At 71.8% G+C, this 15,117-nt stretch carries 17 protein-coding genes; 8 read left to right on the top strand and 9 right to left on the bottom strand.

Translation table 11 applies throughout. From position 1 onward, the window contains the following. Positions 1 to 48 precede the first annotated feature (48 nt). Positions 49 to 2,502 carry a PAS domain S-box protein gene (locus tag RTA_RS09885; protein WP_041675307.1) on the top strand — a complete coding sequence of 818 codons (2,454 nt, stop codon included), beginning with the start codon at positions 49 to 51 and terminating at the stop codon, positions 2,500 to 2,502. Here the strand turns inward: RTA_RS09885 and RTA_RS09880 are convergent. Beyond that, positions 2,463 to 3,116, bottom strand: coding sequence for a response regulator (locus RTA_RS09880; protein ID WP_013901250.1), 654 nt, complete (start codon positions 3,114 to 3,116; stop codon positions 2,463 to 2,465). The two genes, RTA_RS09885 and RTA_RS09880, sit on opposite strands and share 40 nt — an antisense overlap. Before the next feature lie 284 nt (positions 3,117 to 3,400). Between RTA_RS09880 and RTA_RS09875 the strand changes: the two genes are divergently transcribed. Beyond that, entirely contained in the window at positions 3,401 to 3,682 is a 282-nt protein-coding gene (locus tag RTA_RS09875) for a hypothetical protein (RefSeq protein ID WP_013901249.1), read from the top strand. Here the strand turns inward: RTA_RS09875 and sorU are convergent. Both sorU and sorT read right to left on the bottom strand, forming a co-directional pair. Continuing rightward, a complete protein-coding gene (gene sorU, locus RTA_RS09870; RefSeq protein WP_049871371.1) occupies positions 3,679 to 3,951 on the bottom strand; it encodes a SorU family sulfite dehydrogenase c-type cytochrome subunit in 273 nt (90 codons plus the stop codon). The two genes, RTA_RS09875 and sorU, sit on opposite strands and share 4 nt — an antisense overlap. A 35-nt stretch (positions 3,952 to 3,986) precedes the next feature. Continuing rightward, on the bottom strand, positions 3,987 to 5,207 hold the full coding sequence (gene sorT / locus RTA_RS09865; protein ID WP_041675305.1) for a SorT family sulfite dehydrogenase catalytic subunit: 1,221 nt from the start codon (positions 5,205 to 5,207) through the stop codon (positions 3,987 to 3,989). 117 nt (positions 5,208 to 5,324) lie between these two features. On the opposite strand from sorT, the gene RTA_RS09860 reads away from it, so the two are divergent. The 4 genes from RTA_RS09860 (at position 5,325) to RTA_RS09845 (ending at position 8,074) form a co-directional block, all read left to right on the top strand. Continuing rightward, the gene (locus tag RTA_RS09860; protein ID WP_041675303.1) at positions 5,325 to 6,275 is read left to right on the top strand and encodes a bifunctional helix-turn-helix transcriptional regulator/GNAT family N-acetyltransferase; all 951 of its coding nucleotides are present in this window, start codon (positions 5,325 to 5,327) and stop codon (positions 6,273 to 6,275) included. A gap of 154 nt (positions 6,276 to 6,429) precedes the next feature. After that, entirely contained in the window at positions 6,430 to 7,008 is a 579-nt protein-coding gene (locus RTA_RS09855) for a chromate transporter (protein ID WP_041675296.1), read from the top strand. Then, on the top strand, positions 7,008 to 7,574 hold the full coding sequence (locus tag RTA_RS09850) for a chromate transporter (protein WP_013901244.1): 567 nt from the start codon (positions 7,008 to 7,010) through the stop codon (positions 7,572 to 7,574). Before RTA_RS09855 ends, RTA_RS09850 begins: the two co-directional genes overlap by 1 nt. Before the next feature lie 32 nt (positions 7,575 to 7,606). Then, entirely contained in the window at positions 7,607 to 8,074 is a 468-nt protein-coding gene (locus RTA_RS09845) for a DUF3237 domain-containing protein (RefSeq protein WP_013901243.1), read from the top strand. A 1-nt stretch (position 8,075) separates the two neighbouring features. Here the strand turns inward: RTA_RS09845 and RTA_RS09840 are convergent, their stop codons facing one another. Genes RTA_RS09840 through RTA_RS09830 form a run of 3 tightly spaced genes read right to left on the bottom strand, consistent with a single transcriptional unit; the run spans position 8,076 to position 10,249 of the window. Next, the gene (locus RTA_RS09840; protein WP_013901242.1) at positions 8,076 to 8,813 is read right to left on the bottom strand and encodes an NAD-dependent protein deacylase; all 738 of its coding nucleotides are present in this window, start codon (positions 8,811 to 8,813) and stop codon (positions 8,076 to 8,078) included. Then, positions 8,810 to 9,544, bottom strand: a complete 735-nt coding sequence (gene rlmB, locus RTA_RS09835) for a 23S rRNA (guanosine(2251)-2'-O)-methyltransferase RlmB (protein WP_013901241.1) — start codon at positions 9,542 to 9,544, stop codon at positions 8,810 to 8,812. The genes RTA_RS09840 and rlmB overlap by 4 nt, the downstream gene beginning before the upstream one ends. A 33-nt stretch (positions 9,545 to 9,577) precedes the next feature. After that, positions 9,578 to 10,249 carry an ABC transporter ATP-binding protein gene (locus RTA_RS09830; RefSeq protein WP_013901240.1) on the bottom strand — a complete coding sequence of 224 codons (672 nt, stop codon included), beginning with the start codon at positions 10,247 to 10,249 and terminating at the stop codon, positions 9,578 to 9,580. Between RTA_RS09830 and RTA_RS09825 the strand changes: the two genes are divergently transcribed. After that, positions 10,248 to 10,892, top strand: a complete 645-nt coding sequence (locus tag RTA_RS09825) for an arylesterase (RefSeq protein ID WP_226986137.1) — start codon at positions 10,248 to 10,250, stop codon at positions 10,890 to 10,892. The genes RTA_RS09830 and RTA_RS09825 overlap by 2 nt on opposite strands. Continuing rightward, complete coding sequence (mnmH, locus tag RTA_RS09820; RefSeq protein ID WP_013901238.1) at positions 10,889 to 11,950, top strand: tRNA 2-selenouridine(34) synthase MnmH; 1,062 nt, start codon at positions 10,889 to 10,891, stop codon at positions 11,948 to 11,950. The genes RTA_RS09825 and mnmH overlap by 4 nt, the downstream gene beginning before the upstream one ends. A 3-nt stretch (positions 11,951 to 11,953) precedes the next feature. On the opposite strand, the gene RTA_RS09815 is transcribed toward mnmH, so the two are convergent. The 3 genes from RTA_RS09815 to garD all read right to left on the bottom strand — a co-directional run bounded on the left by RTA_RS09815 (position 11,954) and on the right by garD (position 15,110). After that, positions 11,954 to 12,136: a hypothetical protein gene (locus RTA_RS09815; protein WP_013901237.1), complete on the bottom strand. Its 183-nt coding sequence runs from the start codon at positions 12,134 to 12,136 to the stop codon at positions 11,954 to 11,956. A gap of 83 nt (positions 12,137 to 12,219) precedes the next feature. Beyond that, entirely contained in the window at positions 12,220 to 13,545 is a 1,326-nt protein-coding gene (gudD, locus tag RTA_RS09810; protein WP_041675291.1) for a glucarate dehydratase, read from the bottom strand. A 5-nt stretch (positions 13,546 to 13,550) separates the two neighbouring features. Next, positions 13,551 to 15,110, bottom strand: coding sequence for a galactarate dehydratase (gene garD / locus RTA_RS09805; protein WP_013901235.1), 1,560 nt, complete (start codon positions 15,108 to 15,110; stop codon positions 13,551 to 13,553). Positions 15,111 to 15,117: the final 7 nt, after the last annotated feature.

Genomic DNA, 15,117 nt, shown 5'->3' with positions numbered 1-15,117 from the left:
CTTGGCCGGGCATTCCTGCCTGGTCGACCTCCCCGGCACGCGCAGGCCATGGAACTGGCAAATACCGTCGAGCGGCTGCGCGAGCAGGTCGACGAACTGCGGCAGGCCCACGTGCGCATGGAGTTCGCGCTGCGCAGCGCCCATGCCTCTCCCTGGGAGTACGACCACCGCAGCGGCGAACTGCTGCTCAGCGGAAGCTGGGACGCAGGCCGGGGCCAGGCGCCCGCCCGCAGCCGGACGAGCTTTTCTGCCCTCGTGGACTCACTGCCTCCCGGGGACCGGGAACAGGGCCGGGCGCTGCTGGATGCCGTGCTCAACGGTCTGCGTGACGAGTGCAGCCTCGAGCAGCGCATCGAGGCGGCCGACGCAAGCGTGCGCTGGGTCCTCTGGCACGGCCGGGTTGTAGAGCGCCATCCGCTCACCGGGCGCGCCCTGCGCATGATCGGCATCAGCATGGACATCACCGACCGCAAGCGGGCCGAACAATTGGCGGACGCGGAGAAGTCCCGCACGGCGCGTTCGCTGGAACTCAGCCGGGTGCTGCTGACCCTGGCCGAGCAGGACGTCTCGCCCATCGGCCGCTTCCTGCAGGTGGCCACCGAGGCGGCGGCGCAGGCGCTGCAGGTCGAGCGTGCGGGCATCTGGCTGCAGGAGGACGGCGGCAAAGGCCTGGTGTGCCGCGACCTGTATCGCGCGTCGGATGCTTCGCACGAGCAGGGCTTCACCGTGGACGCGCAGGTGCACGCGCGGTACTTTGCCGCGCTGGCCGAGGGCGAACCCATGAGCGCCACGGACACGGTGCGCGACAGCGGCATGGGTGACCTGTTCCCCGGCGGACGCGCGCCGCGGGGCGCCGCCTCGACCCTGGACGCGCCCATGCGCCTCGGCGCACGCCTGCTGGGCGTCATCCGCCTCGAGCGCGCACACGGGGATGAAGGCTGGAGCGAGGAAGACCGCCAGTTCGCACAGACCCTGGCGCGCATGGTGGCGCATGCGGTGGCCGACAGCGAACGCAACGAAGCCCAACGGATGGGCACCGCGCTGTTCTACCACTCCCCCGCCGGCACCGCGTTCGTCGGGGACCAGCGGGTGCTGCTGATGTGCAACGAGCGCATGGAGCAGATGTTCGGCTATGCCCAGGGCGAACTCAAAGGCCAGTGCGACCGCGTCCTCTACCACAGCGACGAACAATGGCTCAGCCACGCAGACGTGTTCGGTGCGGCGGCGGGCTCGCAGGAGCGCGAGGCGCAAATGCGCGTCAAGTCAGGCGAGTCGATCTGGGTGCTGATGCGGGGCCGGCCCATCGAGGCCGGTCCCAAGGGCTCGTCCACCTTGATCTCGTACACCGACATCACGGTGCGCAAGCGCGCGGAACAGGCGCTCGAGCAGCTCAACCACGACCTGGGCAAGCGAGCGCTCCAGCGCGCCCGGGCCCTGACGCAGAGCGAGGCGCGCTTCGGGGTGGTGATCGCCGAGGCCCCCGTGGGCATCGCCATCCTGCGCGACGAGTGCATCACGGAGGCCAACCCACGGCTGTGCTCGCTCCTGGGCTATGAGCGCGTCGATCTCATCGGCAGGCCCCTGGCGCAGTTTTCCCATGCACAGGGACGCGCGGACGATCCGGCTGCACCGCTGCCGGACCGGGCCGCCGTCGAGACACGCTACCGCCACCGCAGCGGCCGCGACGTATGGGCGCATGTGCGCGTCTCGGTGCTGCCCGGGCGTCCGGGCGAGAAGGTCCACCGCGTGGTGGTCGTGGAGGACATCACCGAGCGGCGCAAGGCCGACCAGCAGCTGCGCGAGTACGCATCGCACGTCTCCGCGCTGTCCGGCCGGCTCCTGGCGGCGCAGGAGGAGGAGCGCCGGCAGCTGTCCCGCGAACTGCACGACGAGATCGGCCAGGTGCTGACGGCCGTGCGGATGGTGCTGGTTCCCCCGCGCTCCGATTCAGGCCGGCCCGCCCTCGGCGAGCCCTGGTACCTGGCCCGGTCGGTCGTGGACGACGCCATCGTGCGGGTGCGCACGATGTCGATGAACCTGAGGCCTCCCGTGCTCGACGACCTGGGGCTGCTGCCGGCGGTGCGGGAGCTGTGCAACCGCCACCGCGAGCTCGCCCGGATGGCGGTGGACCTGGAAACCCTGGGCGACCTGGCACAGCTGCCGTCCGACCTGGTCGTCACCCTCTACCGGGTCTGCCAGGAGGCGTTGACCAACGTGTCCCGCCATGCGCGCGCCAGCCGCGTCGAGGTGCGCCTGGGTGTGAGCGAGGGGCAGGCGGTGCTGATCGTGCGCGACAACGGCGTGGGCTTCGACCCCGAGAGCGCGGCCGCCGCCGGCCGCTTGGGGATCGTGGGCATGCGCGAGCGGGTGAAGGCGCGCGGCGGCACGCTCGACGTCGATTCGCAGCCGGGCCGGGGCACGGCGCTGATGGTCCTGTTCCGGCTCGCCGAGCCGCCCGGCGCCTACTCCTCGGGATCGATCAATCCCTTGCGCACCGCATAACGCACCAGGCCGGCCAGGTCGCGTATGCCCAGGCGGTCCATGATCTGGGAGCGGTGCGTCTCCACGGTCTTGACCGACAGGTTCAGCGACCGCGCCACCTCCTTGGAGGAGGCGCCTCGCGCGATCAGCCGCAGCACGTCGGTCTGCCGCTCGGTCAGCAGGCTGTGGCCGCCGCTGAAGGCCTGGGTCAGCTTGCCGGCGATGCGGGGGCTGAGGTAGGCGTCCCCCTGCGAGACCGCCTGGATGGCCGACGCGAGTTCCTCCGCCGCCGCGCTCTTGACGATGTAGCCCGAAGCGCCGAGGCGGATGGCCTCGGCCACGTACTCGTCGTTGTCGTGCATGGACAGCAGGATCACCTTGACCGGCAGGTCCGCCGCGCGGATTTCCCGCAGCAGGGGCAGGCCGCCCAGCTGCGGCATGGCGATGTCGGTCAGCAGGATATCGGGACGCAGCTGCTGCACCAGCCGCAGAGCCTCGCGGCCTTCGCCTGCCTCGCCCACCACCTCGACGCCATCCATGTCGCCGAGCAGCGCGCGCAGCCCCACGCGCACCAGCAGGTGGTCGTCCGCCAGGACCACCCGCATCGGATTGTTCTTGCCTGTTTCGGTGTTCAAGTTGGTGCCGGCCGCTTCGACGCGCGGCACCCCGCACGCCATCGGACCTGGCGCGAGTATCTCATCCGCCTGCGCCTTCCGGCTCCTCCGCTGGGGGCAGCCCGCCCCGTCCGGCCACTCCAGGGCAGGCTCATCGGCCTGCATTGTGTCCAAGTCCCGCGTGGCGGGCGCCTGCCGGAAGCTCAACGGATGAGTTGAATCTCGCGCGCAAACGTGAAATGCCTCACGTTCAAGACCGGTGCTTCGCGCCCACACTGCCGCTCGGTTCGCAAGGAGGCAAGCACATGGAAAGGATCACGGGCCCGGCCGGCGGCTTCTGGATCGTTTGTTCGGCCAGGCGCAATTCAGGCAGCAGCCTGTTCACCGCCTATGCCAAGGTATGCCTGGAGCGGCCTGGCAGCTACTGGGATGCCCACTGCCTGTTCAAGCTGTTCGGCGGCGAGCACCATCGCAGCCCGGAGGCCGCCCTCGCCACCGCGGAAGCCATGGCCCGTTTCCAGGTGGCCGGGCTGGCGTCTTCGCGCCAGCGCGCCATGTGCCGCCGCAGGGTGGCTGTCCAGGTCTAGCGGCCGGCTGCCCGCTCGACGTAGCGCGCCAACGCCTGGACCTCGGCCTCGCTCAGCTGCGGAAAAGCCGGCATCTGGCCGATGCCGTTCTTCAAGGCCTTGGCCACGCGGGCCTGGTCCGGCCTGAGCTCGTCCAGCGAGGGCCCCACCGCACCCTCGGCCTCGGCGTCCTTGAGCTTGTGGCACAGGGCACACGCCGGCGTGACGCTGGTGAAGAGCTTGCGGCCGGTGTCCTCGTCGGCCGCCGACGCCAAGAGCGGCGAAGCCATGGCCAACGCGGCGGCCGCCAGTACATACCGCACGGTCAGGCCACCGTGATGGGCAGCGCGTGGGAGCGCCAGCCGCTGTTGAGATAGCCGCCGGCGTTCTCGGGCGAGGTCTCCACCTGCCAGTTGAACTGTGTGTCCTGCGCGCGCGAAGCCAGCACGTGCTGGCCGGGCGGCAGCTGCACCGGCAGCACGAACTGCCGCCAGGCGAAGCGGCCCAGGTCCGGGCCGACCAGCCGCGCCTCGCGCCAGGTCTGGCCGCCGTCGATGGACACGTCCACCCGGCGCAGCGGCCGCGTGCCGCCCATGGCCACGCCGTGCACCTGCACCCAGCCCGCGCGCAGCGGGCCGGTTTCCGGCGCGGGACCGTTGATCCAGGACTTCACGTCCATCTCCCACACCGACGGGTGGCTGGGGTCGCCCTTGGTGCCGGGCGGCGACATGCGATAGCCGGTCTTCTGGATCGCCGCGTCGCTCTCGGCGGCGGTGAACGCCAGCCGCTTGATGTACTTGATGTTGTTCACCCCGCTGTAGCCGGGCACCACCAGCCGCAGCGGCCCGCCGTGCGCGTGGTGCAGCGGCTCGCCGTTCATCTCCCAGGCCAGCAGGGCATCCTGCATGGCCTTGAGCGGCACCGAGCGTTCCACCATCACGCTCCTGGGGTCCAGGCCCTCGGGCAGCTTCTCGCCGCCGGTGCCGGTCATGAACCGGGCGCCGCCGGCCAGGCCGCCCAGGGCGGCCACCACGTTGCGCACCGGCACGCCGCTCCAGAGCACGCAGCCGGCCGCTCCCACCGTCCACTTGGTGCCGCTGGGCTTGCCGGCGAAGTAGCCGCGGCCATTGCCCGAGCACTGCAGCACGGTGGCGACGGTCTCGATGCCCAGTGCCTTGAGCTCGCGCACCGTGAGGTAGCGCGGCTGCTGGACGCCCTCCACGGCCATGGCCCAGGCGTCCGGGTCGGCGACGATGCCCACCTCGGGTGCCGGCAGGTTGTTGCGGATGTACAGGCGCTCGGCCGGCGTGATGATGCTGGTGCCGAAGGCGCTGCGCCGGGTCTCGATGGTCGTGCCGGTATGCACGATCATCTGCTCCGCGTCCTTCCAGTCCACGTAGGGCGGCAGGCTGCGGGCGGGAGCTGCCGCGGCGGGTGTCGGGGCCGATGCGGTCTGCGCCTGGGCGCGCCCCAGGCCCAGCGCGGCCAGGGCGGTGGCGCCGCCGGACAGGAGGCGGCGCCGGGAAGTGTGAGGGAAGGGGGTCATGGTTGTTTCCTGCGGTTTGTCGTGCAGCCGCAGCATAGCCCCGGCCGGCCGCGCTGCACAGGGGGAAGTGCTGTAAGACCTCCGTGTTATTTGACTGCGGCAACCAATTGCCTGACGATGGCAAACATGGATGCCGGCGCCGACCCACCGACCGCCGCCCAGGTGCAGGCGCTGCGAGGCTTCAACCGCTTCTACACCCGCCGCATGGGCGTGCTGGACCCCTACCTGGGCGGCGAACTGTCGCTGACCGAGGTGCGGGTGCTGTACGAACTGGCGCACCGCGACCAGCCCACCGCCAGCGAGCTGGGCCGCGACCTGGGCCTGGACGCCGGCTACCTCAGCCGCATCCTGCGCCGCATCGACTCGCGCGGCTGGCTGGAGCGGCAGCCCTCGCCGGCCGACGCGCGCCAGAGCCTGCTGCGCCTGAACGCCGCCGGCCACCTGGCCTTCGCGCCGCTGCAGCAGAAATCGCGCGACGAAGCAGCCGCCTTGCTCTCCAGCCTGCCGGTGCCGCAGCGCGAGCAGCTGATCGCGGCCATGGCCACCGTCCAGCGGCTGCTGGACGCTTCCCGGGCCGCGCCGCCGCGCACCGTGGTGCTGCGCGACCCGCGACCCGGCGACATGGGCTGGGTGGTGCAGCAGCACGGCGAGATCTATGCGCGCGAGTACGGCTGGAACCAGGAATTCGAGGCCCTGGTGGCGCAGATCGCCGGCGAGTTCGTGCGCAGGTTCCAGCCCGAGTGGGAACGCTGCTGGATCGCGGAGGTGGACGGCGAGCGCGCCGGTTCGGTGTTCGTGGTGCGCAAGAGCGCCACCGTGGCCCAGCTGCGCCTGCTGATCCTGACCCCGCAGGCGCGCGGCCATGGCCTGGGCGCGCGCCTGACCGACGAGGCCATCGCCTTCGCGCGCACCAGGGGCTACCGCAGGATGGTGCTGTGGACCAACGGCAACCTGCAGGCCGCGCGCCATATCTACGCGCAGCGCGGCTTCCGCCTGGTCAAGAGCGAGCCTTACCGCGGCTATGGCGGGCACGCGCTGGTGGGCGAGACCTGGGAACTGAAGCTGTGACGCGGCAGGCGTGCGCCGCATGAACCGGCGAGCCACCGGGCGCCTGGCATGCCGCCGATCGCCGCCGGACTGTGGCTGGCCACGCACAGCCTGCGCGCAGGTTCGGGCTGAAGTGACCGGCGTGGGCGCGGCGCATGCCGATAATCCTGGTGCGATGACCTCCCCTCTCCCCGCCGACCGGCCCCAGCCCCGTTCCCTGACCGACCTGTTCCTCTCCTTCACCTGGCTCGCGCTGCAGGGCTTCGGCGGCGTGCTGGCGGTGGTCCAGCGCGAGCTGGTCGAGCGCAAGCGCTGGATGACGCGCGAGGAGTTCGTCGAGGAATGGGCGGTGGCGCAGATCATGCCCGGGCCCAACGTGATCAACCTGTCGCTGATGATAGGCGGGCGTTACTTCGGCCTGCCGGGAGCGCTGGTCGCACTGGCCGGCATGCTGCTGGTCCCGCTGATGGTGGTGCTGGCGCTGGCCCTGGTCTACGCGCGGTTCGCCGACCATCCGCAGGTGGCCGGCGCGCTGCGCGGCATGGGCGCGGTGGCCGCCGGGCTGGTGGCGGCCACCGGACTCAAGCTGTTCAGCGCCCTGCTCAAGCACCCGCTGGGCCTGCCCGTGTGCATGGCGCTGGGCGGCGCCGCCTTCGTCGCCATCGCCCTGCTGCGGCTGCCGCTGGCCTGGGTGCTGCTGGTGCTGGGCGGCCTGGCCTGCGCGCTCACCTGGCGCAAGCTGGGGCCGCGCTGATGGTGGGCGGCGGCCTGGACTGGCTGGCTTTCTTCGGCCACTTCCTGATGCTCTCGCTGCTGTCCATCGGCGGCGCCATCACCACAGCTCCCGACATGCACCGCTACCTGGTGCAGGAACAGGGCTGGCTCACCGACCCGCAGTTCACCTCCTCGGTGGCGATCGCGCAGGCGGCACCCGGGCCCAACGTGCTGTTCGTCGCGCTGCTGGGATGGAACGTCGGGATGGGCGCGGGCGGCTGGGCCGGGGCCGGCGCCGGCCTGGTACTGGCCCTGGCCGGCATCCTGCTGCCCAGCACCACCCTGACCTACCTGGCGGCGAGCTGGGGCCACCGCAACCGCGAGCTGCGCGCGGTGCGTGCCTTCAAGCAGGGGATGGCGCCCATCGTGATCGCGCTGCTCGTCGCCACCGGCTGGATCCTGGCCACCAGCGGCGGCTACCGGCTGTCGCAATGGCCGCTGTGGGCCGTGACCCTGGCCACCACCCTCATTGTCTGGCGCACGCGGGTGCACCTGCTGTGGCTGCTGGGCATAGGGGCCGTGCTGGGCTGGTTCGGCCTGGTCTAGGGCAGCGGGACCGCGGCTGCCCATAATGCCGAATGGCCGACCTCGCACTGCCCCCGCTCAAGTTCTTCGCCGACCTGACGGTGCAGGTGGCCGCGCCGCAGGAGCTGGGCCGCACCGGCCGCGGCCTGCGCCGGCTGATCCCCATCCTGGGCGGCGAGGTGGTGGGCGACGGCTGGCGCGCCCGCGTGCTGCCGGGCGGCGCCGACTTCCAGCTGGTGGTGAGCGACACGCTGGCCGAGCTGGATGCGCGCTACATGCTGGAGGCCGAGGGCGGCGAACGCATCTACGTCACCAACCGCGCGCTGCGCAGCGGCCCGCCCGAGCTGATGGCGCGGCTGGCGCGCGGCGAGCCGGTGGACCCGGCGCGGATCTACTTCCGCTGCAGCCCCAGCTTCGAGACCGCCTGGCCGGCGCTGCGCTGGATCACCGAGCGCGTGTTCGTCGGCAGCGGCCAGCGCCACCCGGACCGCGTGGTGATGCGGTTCTGGGAACTGGGCTGAATCAGTCCGCCGCCAGCAGCGCCGGCAGCAGCGCGGCCGCCGTGCCGCGCAGCACGGCCTGGGCCGGGTCGTCCAGTGCCGAGGGCTGCGGGTTGACCACCGCCACGCGCGCGCCCGCGGACACCTCGCCCGGCAGGCCCGCCGCGGGGTAGACCAGGCCCGAGGTGCCGACCACCAGCATCAGCTCACAGGCCGTGGCGGCGGCCTGGGCGGCGGCCAGCACGTCCGGCGGCAGCGCCTCGCCGAACCAGACCACGCCAGGCCGGCGCAGGTTGCCGCAGCCGGCGCAGCGCGGCGGGTGGCCCGGCTGCGGCGGCTGCGCCTGGCAGCAGGCGCGCGGCGGGTCCAGCCAGCGGTCGGCGAACAGGCTGCCGTGCAGGGGCAGCACGCCGGGGCTGCCCGAGCGCTGGTGCAGATCGTCCACGTTCTGCGTCACCACCGTGAGCCGCCCCGGGTGACGCCGCTGGAAAGCCGCCACTGCCCGGTGGCCGGCATTGGGTTCCACTTCGGCCACCTTGGCGCGCCGCATGGCATACCAGTCCCACACCATGGACGGGGCGGCGCGGAAGGCGTCCTCGGTGGCCAGGTCCTCGGGCCGGTGGTGCGCCCACAGCCCGGTCTGCGCGTCCCGGAAGGTGGGCACGCCCGACTCCTGGCTCATGCCGGCGCCGCTGAGCACCACGATGCGGCGGGCGGCCCGCACCCAGCGCTGCACCTCGGCGACGCCGGCCGTGCTCATGACCGTTGCCGCAGCGCCTCGTACAGCACCACGCCGCTGGCCACGGACACGTTGAGGCTCTCCACCGCCCCGCGCATGGGGATGGACACCAGCTCGTCGCAGGTCTTGCGCGTGAGCTGCCGCATGCCCGGCCCCTCGGCGCCCAGCACCAGGGCCACTGGCGCCTTCAGGTCGGCCTGGTAGAGGGTGCGCGGCGCGTCGTCGCTGGTCCCTATGCACCAGATGTTGCGTTCCTTGAGCTCGCCCAGCGTGCGCGCCAGGTTGGTGACCATGAAGTAGGGCACGGTCTCGGCGGCGCCGCTGGCCACCTTGGCCACGGTGGCGTTCAGGCCCACCGCGTGGTCCTTGGGTGCGATCACGGCGTGCGCTCCCGCGCCGTCGGCCACGCGCAGGCAGGCGCCCAGGTTGTGGGGATCGGTCACGCCGTCCAGCACCAGCAGCAGCGGCGGCCCCTGGACCGCGTCCAGCAGGTCGTCCAGGGAGCGGGCGGCTTCCAGGGCCTGCACCCGGGCCGCCACGCCCTGGTGGCCGGCGCTGCCGGCCAGCTTGGCGATGCGCAGCCCGTCGGCCTCGATCAGGCGCACGCCGGCCTCCTTGGCACGCTCGAGGAACTGGCGCATGCGCGCGTCGCGCCGCGTCGGCTCGTAGTAGACCTCGATCACCGACTGCGGCGCGGTCTTGAGCCTCACGCCCACCGCGTGGAAGCCGAACAGGACTTTGGGTGCGGACATCAGGGGATTATCGGAGGCAGGAAGGCGCCGATCTCACCCCGCGATCCGTCCCGCCTCGATGGTGATGCGCCGATCGCAGCGGGCCGCGATGGCGCGGTCGTGCGTCACCAGCACGAGCGTGGTGCCCTGCTCGCGGTTGAGGTCGAACATCAGCTGCATCACGGTCTCGCCGGTGGCGAAGTCCAGGCTGCCGGTGGGCTCGTCGGCCAGCAGCACCGCCGGCTGCACCACGAACGCGCGGGCCAGCGCCACCCGCTGCTGCTCGCCGCCGGACAGCACCTTGGGGTAGTGGCCCAGCCGCTGGTCCAGGCCCACGCGCGCCAGCATCTCGGCGGCGGCCTTGCGCGCATCGCGCCGGCCCACCAGCTCCAGCGGCAGCATCACGTTCTCCAGTGCCGTGAGATTGCCCATCAGCTGGAAGCTCTGGAACACGAAGCCCACCTTCTGCGCGCGCAGCCGCGCCCGCTCGTCCTCGCCGATGGCGAACAGGTCCTGCCCCGCCAGCCGCACGGTGCCGCGGGTGGGCGTGTCCAGCCCGGCGACGATGGACAGCAAGGTGCTCTTGCCCGAGCCCGAGGCGCCCACGATGGCCACGGTCTCCCTGGGAGCCAGGGTGAAATCGATATCGCGCAGAATGTCGAGGGTGCCGGTCGAGTCCGTGACGGACTTGAAGACGTGCTCGACGGAAATGATGGGTTCGGACATGGAGTTCTGGGTGTTGGATCGCAGGCAATTGATCGCCGCCGGCCTGGCCGCGGCTTACGCTCCCGCCGCGTGGGCCGCCACGCCGGTGATTCTGGTCGTGGGCGATTCCCTGAGTGCCGAGTATGGCCTCAAACGCGGCAGCGGCTGGGTGGCGCTGCTGGAGCAGCGGCTGGAGCGCGAGAAGATCGCGGCCCGCGTGGTCAATGCCAGCATCAGCGGCGACACCACCTCCGGCGGCCGCTCGCGCCTGCCGGCCCTGCTGGCGCAGCACAAGCCGACCCACGTGGTGATCGAGCTGGGCGGCAACGACGCGCTGCGCGGCCTGCCCCTGGGCATGACGGAGAACAACCTGTCGGCCATGACGCAGGCGGCCCAGAAGGCCGGCGCCGAGGTGCTGCTGGCCGGCATCCAGCTGCCGCCCAATTACGGGCGCGACTATGGCGAGCGCTTCGCGGCGCTGTTCGAGAAGGTGGGCCGCCAGCACAAGGCGGCGGTGGTGCCCTTCATCCTCAAGGGCGTGGCCGACATCCCTGACGCCGCCCGCCTGTTCCAGCCGGACCGCATCCATCCCACCGAGGAGGCGCAGCCGCAGATGCTGGCCAACGTCTGGCCCGAGCTGGTGAAGCTCCTCAGGTCGAAGTGACGGTCCAGGTCATCCCGGCGGCCGAGGCCATCGCGCGCCTGGCCGAGTTCAGCACCGTCATCGACGCACGCAGCCAGGCCGAGTACGCCGAGGACCGGCTGCCCGGGGCGGTGAACTGGCCCTCCCTCACCAGCGATGAGCGGCACCTGGTGGGCACGATCTACAAGCAGGTCAGCCCCTTCGAGGCCAAGAAGCGCGGTGCCGCCCTGGTGGCGGCCAACGTGGCGCGCCACATCGAGCGCGAGGTGCTGGACAAGCCCAAGGGCTGGCAGCCGCTGGTGTACTGCTGGCGCGGCGGCAAGCGCAGCGGCTCGCTGTCGTTGGTGCTGGACCAGATCGGCTTTCGCGTCAGCCTGGTGGACGGCGGCTACAAGGCCTTCCGCGCCGCCGTGCTGGCCGAGCTGCCGGCGCTGGCGCAGCGGCTGTCCTACCAGGTGATCTGCGGCCCCACGGGCTCGGGCAAGACGCGCCTGCTGCAGGCGCTGGCCGACCGGGGCACGCAGGTGCTGGACCTGGAGGGCCTGGCCCAGCATCGCAGCTCCGTGCTGGGCCTGGTGCCGGGCCAGCCGCAGCCCAGCCAGAAGCAGTTTGACACCCGTGTCTGGGAGCAGCTGCGCCGCCTCGATCCGGCGCGGCCGGTGTACGTGGAAAGCGAGAGCAAGAAGGTCGGCAACGTGGCCGTGCCCGAGGCGCTGATCGCCGCCATGCGCGCCAGCCCCTGCCTGCGGCTGGAACTGCCCGAGCCCGAGCGGGTGGAGCTGCTGATGGAGGACTACGACTGGTTCGTGCGCCAGCCGGATTTCTTCTGCGACCGCCTGGGGGCGCTGGCCGAGCTGCGCGGCCGCGCGGTGGTGGAGGACTGGCAGGCCCGGGTGGGCGCCGGCCGGATCCGCGAGGTGGTGCGCGAGCTGCTCACCCAGCACTACGACCCCGGCTACGCGGCGTCCATAGCGCGCAACTTCCGGCAGTACGGCACAGCCAGAACGATCGCGGCCCAGGACCGCTCGATGCAGGCCATGGGCCGCTTGGCGCAGGAATTGACGGCCGTGGAAGGTTGAGCTTCAGCCCTGCCGGGCCGGCGGCACCGGGGTGCTGCCCGGCCCGCCCGCATCCGGGGAGCCGTTCCCGGCTTCCTGGCCGGGGACGGTCTTGCGTTCGGCCTTGGCCTTGAGCTTTTCCTCTTTCTTGCGCTTCTTGGCCAGCTCTTTCTGCCGCTTCTCGTATCCGTAATTGGGTGTGGCCACCAGCGCTCCATCGGGTTGGGTTGAGGGTGCAATGTAAGCGATCAGCCCTGCGATGGGTACCGGCGGCCCGGTTGGCCGCAGGGTCAGCGCACCAGGCAGGGGCGTTTGGGGTCGAAGGTCCAGCCCGGCACCAGGTACTGCATCGCGATCGCGTCGTCGCGCGCGCCCAGGCCATGCTGCTGGTAGAGGGCATGCGCCTTCTCCACCTCGGCCATGTCCAGCTCGACGCCCAGGCCGGGCTTTTTCGGCACCTGCACGCAGCCGTCCTCGATCCTCAGCGGTTCCCGGGTCAGGCGCTGGCCGTCCTGCCAGATCCAGTGGGTGTCGATGGCCGTCACCTTGCCGGGCGCGGCGGCGCCCACGTGGGTGAACATCGCGAGCGACACGTCGAAGTGGTTGTTGGAGTGCGAGCCCCAGGTCAGGCCCCAGTCGCGGCAGGTCTGCGCCACCCGCACCGAGCCGGCCAGGGTCCAGAAATGCGGGTCGGCCAGCGGGATGTCCACCGCCTGCAGCGACAGCGCATGCGACAGCTGCCGCCAGTCGGTGGCCACCATGTTGGTGGCCGTGGGCAGGCCGGTGGCGCGGCGGAACTCGGCCATCACCTCGCGCCCGGAGAATCCCTCCTCGGCGCCGCACGGGTCCTCGGCATAGGCCAGCACGCCATGCATGTCGCGCATCAGGCGAACGGCGTCCTTGAGCAGCCAGCCGCCGTTCGGGTCCAGCGTCACCCGCGCCTGCGGGAAGCGTTCGTGCAGCGCACGGACCGCCTCCACCTCCTGCTCGCCGCGCAGCACGCCGCCCTTGAGCTTGAAGTCCTGGAAGCCATAGCGCTCGTGTGCCGCCTCGGCCAGCCTCACCACGGCCTCGGCCGTCAGCGCAGGCTCGTGCCGCAGGCGCAGCCAGTCGTCCGCCGCATCGGGCTCGCTGGCGTACGGCAGGTCGGTCTTGCGCCGGTCGCCGACGAAGAACAGGTAGCCCAGCATCTGCACCGCCTCGCGCTGCTGGCCTTCGCCCAGCAAGGCGGCCACCGGCACCCCGAGGTGCTGGCCCTGCAGGTCCAGCAGCGCCGACTCAACGGCCGTCACCGCATGGATGGTGGTGCGCAGGTCGAAGGTCTGCAGGCCGCGGCCGCCGGCGTCGCGCTCGGCGAAGCGTTGCCGCATCTCGCTGAGGATGGCCTGCAGCTCGCCGACGGGACGGCCCTCCACCAGGGCGCGCGCATCCTCCAGCGTCTGGCGGATCTTCTCGCCGCCCGGCACCTCGCCCAGGCCGGTGCGGCCGGCGCTGTCGGTGGCGATCACCAGGTTGCGGGTGAAGAAAGGCGCGTGGGCGCCGGACAGGTTGAGCAGCATGCCGTCGCGTCCGGCGACGGGCACCACGCGCAGGGTGCGGACGATGGGAGTGGTCATGGCGATCAGGTCACGGGGGCGGGGTTGAACAGGACCAGCTGGTTGTGCAGCTTCCAGCGCTCGGCCCAGGTGCGCTGCCGGCCGCTGGCGACCTCGAGCATCAGGCGGAACAGAGCCCAGCCCATCTCCGGGGCGCTGCACTCGCCGTCGGCGACGCGGCCGGCGTTCAGGTCGATCAGGTCGTGCCAGCGGCGGGCCAGCTCGGTGCGCGTGCCCACCTTGATCACGGGGACCTCGGCCAGGCCGTAGGGCGTGCCGCGCCCGGTGGTGAACACGTGCAGGTTCATGCCGGCGGCCAATTGCAGCGTGCCGCAGATGAAGTCGCTGGCGGGCGTGGCGGCGTAGAACAGGCCGCGCTGGCCCGGCTTCAGCTTCTCGCCGGGCGGCAGCACGCCGGAGATCGGCGCGCTGCCGGACTTGATGATGGAGCCCATCGCCTTCTCGACGATGTTGGACAGGCCGCCGGCCTTGTTGCCGGGCGTGGTGTTGGCGCTGCGGTCGACACGGCCGCGCTCGAGGTAGGCGTCGTACCAGGCCATCTCGCGCTTGATCGCCTCGGCCACCTCGGGCGAAGCGGCGCGCGAGGTCAGCTGGTCGACGGCGTCGCGCACCTCGGTGGTTTCCGAGAACATCACGGTGGCGCCGGCACGCACCAGCAGGTCGGTGCAGTAGCCCACCGCCGGATTGGCGGTGACGCCGGAGAAGGCATCGCTGCCGCCGCACTGCACGCCCACCACCAGCTCGCCGGCCGGGACGGTCTCGCGCCGGCGCGCCTGCAGCCGCTCCAGGTGCGGCACGGCCTGGCGCACCACGGCGTCGACCATCGACTGGAAGCCGACGTGCCTGTCGTCCTGGAGCCGGACCATGTCCAGCGGCTGCGGTCCGGCGTCGGCCACGAGGGGGATCACGCCCGGCGGCAGCAACCGGTCCGGCTGCAGCTTCTCGCAACCCAGGCTCACCAGCAGCACCTCACCGCCGAAGTTCGGGTTGAGGCTGATGTTGCGCAAGGTGCGGATCGGGATGGCCGCCTCGGGCGCATCGATCGCCACGCCGCAGCCGTAGCTGTGCTCCAGCGCCACCACGCCGTCCACGTTGGGGTAGCGCGGCAGCAACTCGGCGCGGATGCGCTCGGCCGCGATGCGCGCGACGCCGGCCACGCACTGCACCGTCTGCGTGATGGCCAGCAGGTTGCGGGTACCCACCGAGCCGTCGGCATTGCGGTAGCCCTGGAAGGTGTAGCCCTCCAGGGGCGGCGGCGGTTCGGCACGGGCGCGCGCAGCGGGCAGCTGCGCCAGGTCGGCGGCCGCCGGCATGGCCAGCAGGCGCTCGTGCACCCAGCTGCCCGCCGGGATGTCCCGCAGCGCGCGGCCGATCGCGACGTTGTAGCGGCGCACCTCGCCGCCGGCCGGCAGGTCGACCAGCGCCACCTTGTGGCCCTGCGGAACGCGCTCGCGCAGGGTGAGGCCGCCGGGGAAGGAGGCGCCCGCCTCCAGGCCGCCGTCATTGGCGACGATGGCCACGTTGTCCGCCTCGTGCATGCGGATCCAGCGGGGACTGGCATTCATGGCCGCG

The organism is Ramlibacter tataouinensis TTB310 (genome assembly GCF_000215705.1).
Lineage (GTDB): Bacteria > Pseudomonadota > Gammaproteobacteria > Burkholderiales > Burkholderiaceae_C > Ramlibacter > Ramlibacter tataouinensis.
The sequence above is the reverse complement of the archived record's forward strand: the minus strand, read 5'-3'. Positions and strand labels throughout refer to the sequence as shown.

What these genes read in the sequence shown, in the direction of transcription:
- sorT (WP_041675305.1), bottom strand. Translation starts at nt 5,207, where the DNA reads ATGACCCCCTTCCCTCACACTTCCCGGCGCCGCCTCCTGTCCGGCGGC.
- RTA_RS09860 (WP_041675303.1), top strand. Translation starts at nt 5,325, where the DNA reads ATGGCAAACATGGATGCCGGCGCCGACCCACCGACCGCCGCCCAGGTG.
- sorU (WP_049871371.1), bottom strand. Translation starts at nt 3,951, where the DNA reads ATGGCTTCGCCGCTCTTGGCGTCGGCGGCCGACGAGGACACCGGCCGC.
- RTA_RS09845 (WP_013901243.1), top strand. Translation starts at nt 7,607, where the DNA reads ATGGCCGACCTCGCACTGCCCCCGCTCAAGTTCTTCGCCGACCTGACG.
- RTA_RS09855 (WP_041675296.1), top strand. Translation starts at nt 6,430, where the DNA reads ATGACCTCCCCTCTCCCCGCCGACCGGCCCCAGCCCCGTTCCCTGACC.
- RTA_RS09885 (WP_041675307.1), top strand. Translation starts at nt 49, where the DNA reads ATGGAACTGGCAAATACCGTCGAGCGGCTGCGCGAGCAGGTCGACGAA.
- RTA_RS09875 (WP_013901249.1), top strand. Translation starts at nt 3,401, where the DNA reads ATGGAAAGGATCACGGGCCCGGCCGGCGGCTTCTGGATCGTTTGTTCG.
- gudD (WP_041675291.1), bottom strand. Translation starts at nt 13,545, where the DNA reads ATGACCACTCCCATCGTCCGCACCCTGCGCGTGGTGCCCGTCGCCGGA.
- RTA_RS09830 (WP_013901240.1), bottom strand. Translation starts at nt 10,249, where the DNA reads ATGTCCGAACCCATCATTTCCGTCGAGCACGTCTTCAAGTCCGTCACG.
- garD (WP_013901235.1), bottom strand. Translation starts at nt 15,110, where the DNA reads ATGAATGCCAGTCCCCGCTGGATCCGCATGCACGAGGCGGACAACGTG.
- RTA_RS09825 (WP_226986137.1), top strand. Translation starts at nt 10,248, where the DNA reads ATGGAGTTCTGGGTGTTGGATCGCAGGCAATTGATCGCCGCCGGCCTG.
- RTA_RS09850 (WP_013901244.1), top strand. Translation starts at nt 7,008, where the DNA reads ATGGTGGGCGGCGGCCTGGACTGGCTGGCTTTCTTCGGCCACTTCCTG.
- rlmB (WP_013901241.1), bottom strand. Translation starts at nt 9,544, where the DNA reads ATGTCCGCACCCAAAGTCCTGTTCGGCTTCCACGCGGTGGGCGTGAGG.
- RTA_RS09840 (WP_013901242.1), bottom strand. Translation starts at nt 8,813, where the DNA reads ATGAGCACGGCCGGCGTCGCCGAGGTGCAGCGCTGGGTGCGGGCCGCC.